At 68.6% G+C, this 9,794-nt stretch carries 9 protein-coding genes and 1 pseudogene; 1 reads left to right on the top strand and 9 read right to left on the bottom strand.

The annotated features are described in order from the left end of the window. From VGO20_RS16890 to VGO20_RS16880, 3 genes and pseudogenes are all read right to left on the bottom strand, one after another. Window positions 1-345 (bottom strand): annotated as a pseudogene (locus tag VGO20_RS16890) (2OG-Fe(II) oxygenase); the annotation flags it as partial. A gap of 22 nt (window positions 346-367) precedes the next feature. Continuing rightward, window positions 368-1,057 carry a 2OG-Fe(II) oxygenase gene (locus VGO20_RS16885; protein WP_327503543.1) on the bottom strand — a complete coding sequence of 230 codons (690 nt, stop codon included), beginning with the start codon at window positions 1,055-1,057 and terminating at the stop codon, window positions 368-370. Window positions 1,058-1,113: 56 nt separating this feature from the next. Beyond that, window positions 1,114-2,094: a mitochondrial fission ELM1 family protein gene (locus VGO20_RS16880; RefSeq protein WP_327503542.1), complete on the bottom strand. Its 981-nt coding sequence runs from the start codon at window positions 2,092-2,094 to the stop codon at window positions 1,114-1,116. 182 nt (window positions 2,095-2,276) lie between these two features. Here VGO20_RS16880 and VGO20_RS16875 point away from each other — a divergent pair, with 182 nt between their 5' ends. Next, window positions 2,277-2,798 (top strand): Lrp/AsnC family transcriptional regulator, encoded by a 522-nt coding sequence (locus VGO20_RS16875; protein WP_327503541.1) that lies wholly within the window; start codon window positions 2,277-2,279, stop codon window positions 2,796-2,798. A gap of 9 nt (window positions 2,799-2,807) precedes the next feature. On the opposite strand, the gene VGO20_RS16870 is transcribed toward VGO20_RS16875, so the two are convergent. The 6 genes from VGO20_RS16870 to VGO20_RS16845 form a co-directional block, all read right to left on the bottom strand. Further along, window positions 2,808-3,221 (bottom strand): VOC family protein, encoded by a 414-nt coding sequence (locus VGO20_RS16870; RefSeq protein ID WP_327503540.1) that lies wholly within the window; start codon window positions 3,219-3,221, stop codon window positions 2,808-2,810. Between the two features lie 20 nt (window positions 3,222-3,241). Further along, window positions 3,242-3,715, bottom strand: a complete 474-nt coding sequence (gene greA / locus VGO20_RS16865) for a transcription elongation factor GreA (protein WP_327503539.1) — start codon at window positions 3,713-3,715, stop codon at window positions 3,242-3,244. A 67-nt stretch (window positions 3,716-3,782) separates the two neighbouring features. Next, entirely contained in the window at window positions 3,783-7,022 is a 3,240-nt protein-coding gene (carB, locus tag VGO20_RS16860) for a carbamoyl-phosphate synthase large subunit (RefSeq protein WP_327503538.1), read from the bottom strand. A gap of 147 nt (window positions 7,023-7,169) precedes the next feature. After that, window positions 7,170-8,246 (bottom strand): hypothetical protein, encoded by a 1,077-nt coding sequence (locus VGO20_RS16855; RefSeq protein WP_327503537.1) that lies wholly within the window; start codon window positions 8,244-8,246, stop codon window positions 7,170-7,172. Further along, complete coding sequence (locus VGO20_RS16850) at window positions 8,224-9,441, bottom strand: hypothetical protein (protein WP_327503536.1); 1,218 nt, start codon at window positions 9,439-9,441, stop codon at window positions 8,224-8,226. Before VGO20_RS16850 ends, VGO20_RS16855 begins: the two co-directional genes overlap by 23 nt. 160 nt (window positions 9,442-9,601) lie before the next feature. Further along, on the bottom strand, window positions 9,602-9,794 hold a 193-nt coding region (locus VGO20_RS16845), incomplete at its 5' end, for a glutamine amidotransferase-related protein (protein ID WP_414639837.1).

The following is a 9,794-nucleotide window of genomic DNA, read 5'->3' as shown; positions in this document are numbered from 1 at the left end:
CGTTATGATCTTGCTGGCGGAGTCCGGGTGGACCTTGCCGTCGGTCGGCCGGCACATGCCGCGGACCGTGAACATCGTCGGCCTGCCGGTCAGGTCGAGGTCGAACTTCTCCTCGAAGACGTCGCGCAGCGCGTCGCCGCGCAGCTCGTCGAGCAGTTCGTCGAAGGCCGGGCCGTGGCGGAAGACGCCGACCGGCACGCTGCCGGGCTTGTCGATCGCGGGGTAGTCGCGATGGATGTCGCCGATCCGCGCGCGGCGGATGAACCCGGGGACGATCAGGTGGTCGAAGGGATCATGCGCGAGGGAGGCTGCGCGCAGGGCGTCTATGTCGCAGATGGCGGTCATGGTCGAAGCTCCGGGGCGCGCCTCACCCGACCGGCCGGTCGGGATAGGAGAGTTCATGGCGGGCCCGCCACTCCGGGCCGACATAGTTGACGATCACGGATTTCCGCACGCCCTCGATCGGCCGGCGGCGGAAGCCGTGCCAGGACCGGTCGGAGGGGACGAAGACGAGGCCGCCGTTGAACGGGGAGGGAGACGTCTTCACGACGCGGCCTTCGCCGTCGAAGACGTCCGTGCCGAGGGTGTCGGCTCCCGGTCCCGACGACAGGTAGAGCAGCATCGTGAACTTCTTGACGCCGATGTCGGTGTGCGGCTCGAGCCAGAAGCCGTCGGTGTCGAGACAGTATTCGATGCGCAGCGACGTGCCCGCGAGGTCGATGCCGCAGATGCCGCCGATGCCCGCCACGGTGGCCGGGTGCTGGAACGCCGCCGCGACGGTCTCGCAGGCCGGGAAGCGGGCGCGGGCTTCGGGGCTGAAATAGGTGCGGGACTGGTTGTGGGTCTCGCGCCGGCCGAGCGTGTCGGTGATCCGGGGCGGATCGAAGGGCAGGGCAGCCACCGCCTCGGCGAGATCGCGCGGCAGCAGGTCCTCGGGCAGCCAGTGGGTGTAGGGCTGGTCCGCGCGCGCCGCCGCCGCGATGCTGGCGACGACGTGCCGGCCGACGTCCTGGGCCGGAACGTCGGGAAGGCGGGTGGGGGGAGTGCTCGTGTGCATGCGGTCGACGTCCCTGGGGTCGTAGTCCGAATTACTAGTGACGCGACGCGCCAAACTCAATGCGCCGCGTCGCGGGCGGGACGTTTCGTCGCGAGCCTCCTGCGGATTTCGTCCGCGACCAGCCCCGTGTCGTCGAGCGGCTCGTAGCGCCAGGAGGGCAGGGCGCCGGTAAAGGGGCGGACGATGCCCTCGGCGCGCAACGCCGCGTGGAAGCTGCGGAACTTCGGCGATCCGCCCTCGAGGTCGACGACGTGCACGGGCTTGCCGGTGGAAGCGGCCTCCGACACCATCGACACGCTGTCGCAGGTGACCACGACATGGTCCGCGAGGCCGAGGAAGCCCAGATAGGGGTTGTCGCCCGCCCCGTCCCAGACGACCGCCGGCAGGCCGGCGAGCCGCTGGCGCAGGATCGCCTCGTTGGCGGCCCCCGTGCGGCGCGACGGCGTCACCATCAGCCCGACGCCGTGCCCGCGCGCCAGTGCCGCGAGCCGGTCGGCCAGTTCGGCCGCCAGCGCCTCGGTCAGGCGATAGACGCCGTTGTCGCCGCCGACCAGGACCGCGACTCGCGGATGCGGCAGATGGGCCAGCCCCGGCCCGAGCCGGGCGGCCGCGGCGGCCAGCGCCTCCGGCGTGACGTGGTGCAGCGCACCGCGCGTGGCGACCACGTTCTCGCCCCGCAGCCGGTCGTGGCGGGGCACGACGACCAGGTCGAACCAACGGGCCGGGATCTGCGGGTCCTGGATCTGGACCGTGAAGGTGCGCCCGCCCGACAGCTTGCGCGCGGCGAGCGAGGGGGCGATCGAACTGCGTCCCGACGCGATCAGCAGGTCGGGCCAGGGCGGGGCGATCGGGTCGCCGCCCGGACCGGCCGCGAACCGGCTGCCGAGCTTCAGGTACGGGCTGAGCTGCTTCCAGGGCGCGCGCAGGCGCACCCGCTTGATGACGGGATCGAAGCCGAGGGCCCGGGCAAGGCCCAGGCACTGGTTCTCCATGCCGGGCTTGCCGTCGGTGACGATCCAGCAGCTCGGCGCCGTCATCGCGCCTGGCGTCCCGCGTGGAGCGCATGCCGGCCGGCCCCAAGGCGGGCGTATGTCGAATTCCGCGAATTTGTGCGGCGTGTCATAAAGTTTCACTCTTGTGGGTGAAGGCATCTTGGCTTAAATCAGGACGCAGGGTAATATCCTTGCTTGAACCCGCACAGAGGCTACAAGAGACAATCATGCGGCGAGTTAAACTCGACCGGATAGACCGGCGAATCCTACGCGACCTTCAGAACGACGGTCGGATGACCAACGTCGAGCTGGCGCGGCGCGCAGGCATCTCGGCTCCACCCTGCCTGCGTCGAGTCCGCGCGCTGGAAGAAGCCGATTACATCCGCGGTTACCACGCCGACATAAATCCGGAGGCCTTGGGCTTCGGGGTGACCGTGTTCGCGCAGGTGGGCCTGACCAGCCAGGCCGAGGTCGACCTGAAGAAGTTCGAGGACCTGGTCAACAGCTGGCCGCTCGTGCGCGAGTGCCACATGCTGGCCGGCGAGACCGACTTCCTGCTGAAGGTCGTGGCGGAGGACTGGGACGCCTACCAGCGCTTCCTGACGACCAAGCTGACCGCGGCGCCCAACGTCAGCCACGTCAAGTCGGCCCTGGCCATCCGCAACTCCAAGTACCTGCCGGGCGTGCCGATCGACACCGAGGTCGGCGACCTGCCCGAGGACGAGGAAGAGGAAGAACTGGAGGAGTGAGGCGCGCCTTCAGTGCGCGAACAGCATCGCCGGGTCGCGGAACGCCTTGAATTCCAGGGCATTGCCGGAGGGGTCGAGCAGGAACATCGTGTACTGCTCCCCGACCTCGCCCTTGAAGCGGACCTGCGGCTCGATGATGAAGTCGCGTCCGGCCGTCTTCAGGGTCTCGGCCAGGCGGTGCCATTCCTCCACCGGCAGCACGACGCCGAAATGGCGCACCGGCACCGCTTCGCCGTCGACCGCGCTGGTCGCCCGGTGGCCGACCTCGTCGGGCGAGAGATGGGCGACGATCTGGTGCCCGTAGAAGTCGAAGTCCACCCAGTGCTCGGAAGAACGGCCTTCCGGGCAGCCGAGCAGCGTGCCGTAGAAGGCGCGCGCCTCGGCGAGGTCATGGACGGGAAAGGCGAGATGGAACGGGGGCATGGGCGTTCTCACGGTCCGGGTCAGCGGTAATCGACCTTGACGATCTCGTAGCTCTTCGAGCCGCCGGGCGTGCTCACCTCGACCATGTCGCCGACCTGCTTGCCGATCAGCGCACGGGCGAGAGGCGACGTCACGGACAGGCGGCCGGACTTGATGTCGCTCTCGTCCTGGCCGACAATCTGGTAGGTCATCTCCTCGTCGGTATCCTCGTCGGCGACCGTGATGGTGGCGCCGAACTTGATGACGTCGCCCGAAAGCTTGGACACGTCGATCACTTCGGCGCGGCTGATCTTGTCTTCCAGCTCCAGGACGCGTCCCTCGATGAAGCTCTGGCGCTCCCGGGCGGCGTGATACTCCGCGTTCTCCGAGAGGTCGCCGTGCTCGCGCGCCTCCGCGATCGCCTTGATCACGGCCGGACGCTCGACATGCTTCAGATGCTTCAATTCCTCCTGCAGCCGGTCGTATCCCGCTGCCGTCATCGGAACTTTTTCCATTTCCCGGTCCACTAAAGCTGAAGAAGACGCCCGCCGCGGCCGAAAGCCGCGGCGCCCATCTCCGGTCTCAGTACGATCCGCTCAGGTAAGACTGCAACGGAGCCACTTCAAGGCTTTCGCTCCGGAGTGCCGCTATCGCTTCGACGGCTGCCCGGGCGCCCGCCACAGTGGTGTAGTAGGGAATGTTATTGACCAGTGCCGTCCGGCGCAAGCTGAAGCTGTCGGACAGCGCCTGCGACCCTTCCGTGGTATTGAAGACGAGCTGCACCTCGCCGTTGATCATGGCGTCGACGATGTGCGGCTGGCCCTCCAGCACCTTGTTGATGCGGGTGCAGGAAAGGCCGTTCTCCTCGAACGTCTTGGCGGTGCCCTCGGTCGCGACGATCCTGAAGCCCATCTCGGTCAGCTTCCTCGCCGCGGGCAGCACGGCGGCCTTGTCCCGGTCCCGGACCGAGATGAACACCATCCCCTCCAGCGGCAGCATGACGCCGGCGCCGAGCTGGGCCTTGGCGAACGCCCGGCCGAAGTCGCGGTCGAGGCCCATCACCTCGCCCGTGCTCTTCATCTCCGGGCCGAGCAGGATGTCGACGCCGGGGAAGCGCGCGAAGGGGAAGACCGCCTCCTTGACGGCGGTGTGGCCGGGGAACGGCCCGTTGAGGCGGAAATCCGAGAGCTTCTCGCCGGCCATCACGCGGGCCGCGATCTTGGCGATCGCCGTGCCCGTCGCCTTGGCGACGAAGGGCACCGTGCGGCTTGCGCGCGGGTTGACCTCCAGGATGAACACCATGCCGTCCTTGACGGCGAACTGGACGTTCATCAGGCCGACGACGTTCAGCGCGCGGGCGAGCGCCGTCGCCTGGCGGGTGATCTCGTCGACCGTCTCGGGGTGCAGGGAATGGGGCGGCAGCGCGCAGGCGCTGTCGCCGGAATGGATGCCCGCCTCCTCGATGTGCTCCATGATCCCGGCCACGTGGACCTCGTGCCCGTCGGAGACCGCGTCCACGTCGACCTCGATCGCGTCCTGGAGGTAGCCGTCGATCAGCACGGGGTTGCGGCCGGAGACCTTGACGGCCGTCGCCATGTAGCGGCGCAGGCCGGCCATGTCGCGCACGATCTCCATCGCGCGCCCGCCGAGCACGTAGCTCGGCCGGATCACGACCGGGAAGCCGATCGTGGCCGCGACCCGTTCGGCCTCCTCGACGCTGCGCGCGAGGCCGTTGGCGGGCTGGCGCAGGCCAAGCTCGTGCAGCAGCTTCTGAAACCGCTCCCGGTCCTCGGCGAGGTCGATCGCGTCCGGCGAGGTGCCGAGGATCGGGATGCCCGCCGCCTCCAGGTCCGGCGCCAGCTTGAGCGGCGTCTGGCCGCCGAACTGGACGATGACGCCCAGCACGGTGCCCCGGCTCTGCTCGACGCGCACCAGCTCGATCACGTCCTCGGCCGTCAGCGGCTCGAAGTAGAGGCGGTCGGACGTGTCGTAGTCGGTCGAGACGGTCTCGGGGTTGCAGTTCACCATGATCGTCTCGATGCCGGCTTCCCGCAGCGCGTAGGCGGCGTGGACGCAGCAGTAGTCGAACTCGATGCCCTGGCCGATCCGGTTGGGGCCGCCGCCGAGGATCACGACCTTGCGCCGGTCGGAGGGATCGGATTCACATTCCGACATCCCGGCGCCGTCGCTCTCGTAGGTCGAGTACATGTACGGCGTGCGCGAGGCGAACTCGGCCGCGCAGGTGTCGATTCGCTTGTAGACCGGGCGCACGCCCGCGGCCCGGCGCGCCTCGGCCACCTCCGCCTCGCCCAGGCCGGCGAGTTCCGCCAGCCGGGCGTCGGCGAAGCCCATCGACTTCAGCGCCAGCCATCCGCGCATGTCGCCCGGCAGGCCTTCGGCCCGGACCTGCGCCTCGGCCTCGACGATGCCGCGGACCTGCTCGATGAACCAGGGATCGTACTTGCAGGCGGCGTGGATCTCGGCGACCGACATGCCCTGGCGCAGCGCCTGGGCGATCACCAGGAGCCGGTCCGGCGTCGGGCGGGCGAGGGCGGCGCGCATCGCCAGCGGGTCGCCGTCCCCGACCGGCATCTCGTTGAAGCCGGTCAGGCCCGTCTCCATGGAGCGCAGCGCCTTCTGGACGCTCTCCTGGAAGGTGCGGCCGATCGACATCGCCTCGCCGACCGACTTCATGCTGGTGGTGAGCAGCGGCTCTGCGCCCGGGAACTTCTCGAAGGTGAAGCGCGGCATCTTGGTGACGATGTAGTCGATCGTCGGCTCGAAGCTCGCGGGAGTGACGCCGGTGATGTCGTTGTCCAGCTCGTCCAGCGTGTAGCCGACGGCGAGCTTGGCCGCGACCTTCGCGATCGGGAAGCCGGTCGCCTTGGAGGCCAGCGCGGAGGAGCGGCTGACGCGGGGGTTCATCTCGATCACGACCAGCCGGCCGTTCTCGGGATTGACCGCGAACTGGACGTTCGAGCCGCCGGTGTCGACCCCGATCTCGCGCAGCACCGCGATCGAGGCGTTGCGCATCACCTGGTATTCCTTGTCGGTCAGCGTCAGCGCCGGCGCGACGGTGACGCTGTCGCCGGTGTGCACGCCCATGGGGTCGATGTTCTCGATGGAGCAGATGATGATGCAGTTGTCGGCGCCGTCGCGCACGACCTCCATCTCGTACTCCTTCCAGCCCAGGACCGATTCCTCGATCAGCACTTCCCGGGTGGGCGAGGCCCGCAGGCCGCCGCGCACGATGTCCTCGAACTCGAGCCGGTTGTAGGCGATGCCGCCGCCGGTGCCGGCGAGCGTGAAGCTCGGCCGGATGATCGCCGGCAGGCCGACCTGGTCCAGCGCCTCCAGCGCCTCGTCGAAGTTGCGCACGAGGCGCGAGCGCGGGCTCTCCAGCCCGATGCGGTCCATCGCGTCGCGGAACAGCAGCCGGTCCTCGGCCTTCGCGATCACCTCCTCGCGCGCGCCGATCAGTTCGACGCCCAGGCGCTCCAGCGTGCCGTCGCGCGACAGGGTCATCGCGGTGTTCAGCGCGGTCTGGCCGCCCATCGTCGGCAGCAGCGCGTCCGGGCGCTCCTTCTCCAGGATGCGCGCCACGGTCGCCGGGGTGATCGGCTCGATGTAGGTCGCGTCCGCCAGCTCGGGATCGGTCATGATCGTCGCCGGGTTCGAATTCACGAGGACGACCCGATAGCCCTCCTCGCGCAGCGCCTTGCACGCCTGGACGCCCGAATAGTCGAACTCGCAGGCCTGGCCGATCACGATCGGACCTGCGCCGATGATGCAGATGGATTGGATGTCGGTGCGTTTCGGCATGCTCTGTGCGCTCGCGAATGGGGCGACGCGCCCGGGCGCGGGCGCAGCAAAACACCCCCGCCGGATGGGCGAGGGGGTGGTCAACGGGACGTTATAGAGATAGGAACCCGCGGCGTGAAGCGCTGGTTTTTCTTTTCGCGCCCGGCGCTAAGCCATCTCGACCAGTTCCGCGACGGCGACGCCTTCCTTCTCCCGGAGCGTCTCCAGCGACTGGCGGTGCGAGCGCTCGTAGACCGCCATCTCCTCGACGAAGAAGTCGAAATAGCCGTACTGGCGCTCGACCTGGATCTCGGTCAGGTCGACGCGGCGGAACCGGTCGTCCAGCAGCTTGCCTTCGTCGATCAGGCGGTTGATCAGGGCCATCTGCCCCGTCTCGGCGGCATAGGCGGAGTTGAACCACAGCTCGGTCGTGAAGTCCTGGATCTCGAAGTAGTTGGCCGGAAGCGTGCCGATCCAGCGGGTGTTGATCGGGCGCACTGCATAGATGCGGTCGACCATGTAGAGTTCGCGGATGATGAATTGCCGGTTGTAGGCGCCGTCGACCAGGCCGCGGGGGTTGTCGGCATGCTCGAAGCCGTAGAAGTAGAGCCACAGCGCCGCGGTCACGGCATCCGCGTCGATCGGGAGGTATTTGTCGCCGCCCCCGGCCTCGCCGTACTCGACCCCCAGGAAGTCGCGTCCGGCCTCGTTGACGTGCAGGTAGCCGAGCCCGGTCGCGGGATGGAAGCTGTTGAAGACGACCGGGATCTCGCTCCGGTTCATGGCGCGCGCGATGCGCTCGACGTCGGCGCGGCCGCGCTGGGGCACGTAGAGCTGGGCCGGGAACATGCGGTCGAGGAACGCTTTCGCGAGCTTGCGCCGATGCTGCTCGTCCCCGGCCTGCGCGCCGTCCGGCGCGAACGGGGTCATCCAGCGCCGCCAGTACTCCGGGACCGCCGGGCGGAAGATGCCGGGATCGCCGAACCACGAGATCCACAGGCTGTTCATCCAGTCCAGCGGCACCGGGAACTTGTTGGAGCGCTGGATCTGCTGGCGCAGGAGCGGCAGGAGCTCCTCCCCGTCGAGCCAGCGCGCGACCCAGTCGATCATGCCGCTGGTGCAGGTGATGATCGACGGGCGGACGTCCAGCTCGCGGGCGGCTTCGAGGAAGCCGACCCCGTGGGCGTTGAAGCCGCCCAGGCCACCGAATGCGAAGGCGCGCTTACCCTTGGGCGGTGCCGGCATGAATCTCTTCTCTGGTTCGATGTGGAGCATCGGTATAATACCCGCACGAGTAGCATATGTCATTCGAGATCCGCGGCAGGAATTCCGCCAGCGCCAGCCTCGAGGCAAGTTGCGTGCAGGGAACGGGCAGGCCGCACGGCACGCTGGCGTGCTCGCGCTCGCCGAGGACCTCGCGCGCCCGCTCGGCCGCCCGCCGGTAGAGCGCGTGCTCTTCCGCGGCGTGGCCGAAATCCTCGTAGGGTTCCTCGACCTGCACCTCGATCAGCTCGATGCGGCGGAAGAGCTCGTCGGACAGCCGCCCGGTCTCCACGAGCTGGTTCACGAGACGCATGCGCGCGGTCTCGGCGTAGTAGGCGCCGTTGAACCACAGCCTGCGCGTGAAATCCCGCATCTCGAACCAGTTGGCGGGCAGCTCGCCGATCCAGCGCGTGTTGATCGGCCGGACCGCGTAGATGCGGTTGACCATGTGCAGCTCGGCGATGATGAACTGGCGGTGGTAGGTGCCGCTGATGAGGCCGTGCGGGTTGCTCCGCTCGTCGAAGCCGTACTGGTGGAGCCACTGGGCGGCCGCGACGGCCTCGGGCGACACCGTCTTGAACTTGGCGTCGGACGCGAGCGGCTGCGGTTCGACCTGGAGGAACTCGGCCGCGGCCGGATTGACGTGCAGGAAGTCCCGCCCGGTCTGCGGCTGGAAGCTGTTGAAGACGACCGGGACCCTGCTGGCGTTGATCGCGGCCGCGATGCGTTCGCGCTCCTCCGGGTCCGGCTGCGGCGACAGGATTTGCGCCGGCATCAGGCGGTCGAGGAAGGCCTTGGCGAGGCCGGAGGCCGGCGAAAGCACGCCGTAGGCGCCGTCGCCCGCGGCGAACGGCGGCGTCAGCCAGCGGCGCCAATACTCCTCGACCGCCGGGCGCAGCGGTCCCGACATCCCGGACGCGGCGCGCCAGACCCGGCCGAGCCATTCCGCCTGCTGCGGGTGCCGGCTCTCGCGCTCCATGGCCTCGGCCAGCAGGGGCAGCAGCTCGCGGCCTTCGAGCCAGGTCGCGACCCAGCCGATCATGGAGCCGGTGCAGGAGATCACCGACGGCTCCACCTCCAGCTCCCGGGCGGCGTCCAGGAAGCCGATGCCGTGGCCGTTGAACCCCTGGAGACCGCCCAGGGCGAATGCGATCGTGACTCTTGGTTGAGAAAACATGCGCACTACCAGGCGAGACGATTGCGGACCGAAGATCCGTAATGCCTGAAATGCGAATCAACTGTTAAAACTGCTACCGATCGACCCTTCTCCCGCATGACGGGAGAAGGGGTCCCGGGGCGGACGGCCCGTCAGGCGCGCCTGCGCGCGCCGTTTTCGCTCAGGCGCGCTTGTTTGTCCGGATCAGGTCCACGAAGCGGTCGAACAGGTAGTGGCTGTCCTGCGGGCCGGGAGAGGCTTCGGGATGGTACTGCACCGAGAAGACCGGCCGGTCCTTCAGCTTCAGGCCCTCGTTCGTGCCGTCGAACAGGCTGACATGGGTCGCCTCGACCGTCTCGGGCAGGCTTTCCGGC

This window comes from Arenibaculum sp., assembly GCF_035998295.1.
Classification (GTDB): domain Bacteria; phylum Pseudomonadota; class Alphaproteobacteria; order Azospirillales; family Azospirillaceae; genus DASYHS01.
Note: the sequence above shows the minus strand (reverse complement) of the source record. Positions and strands in the feature narration are given on the sequence as shown.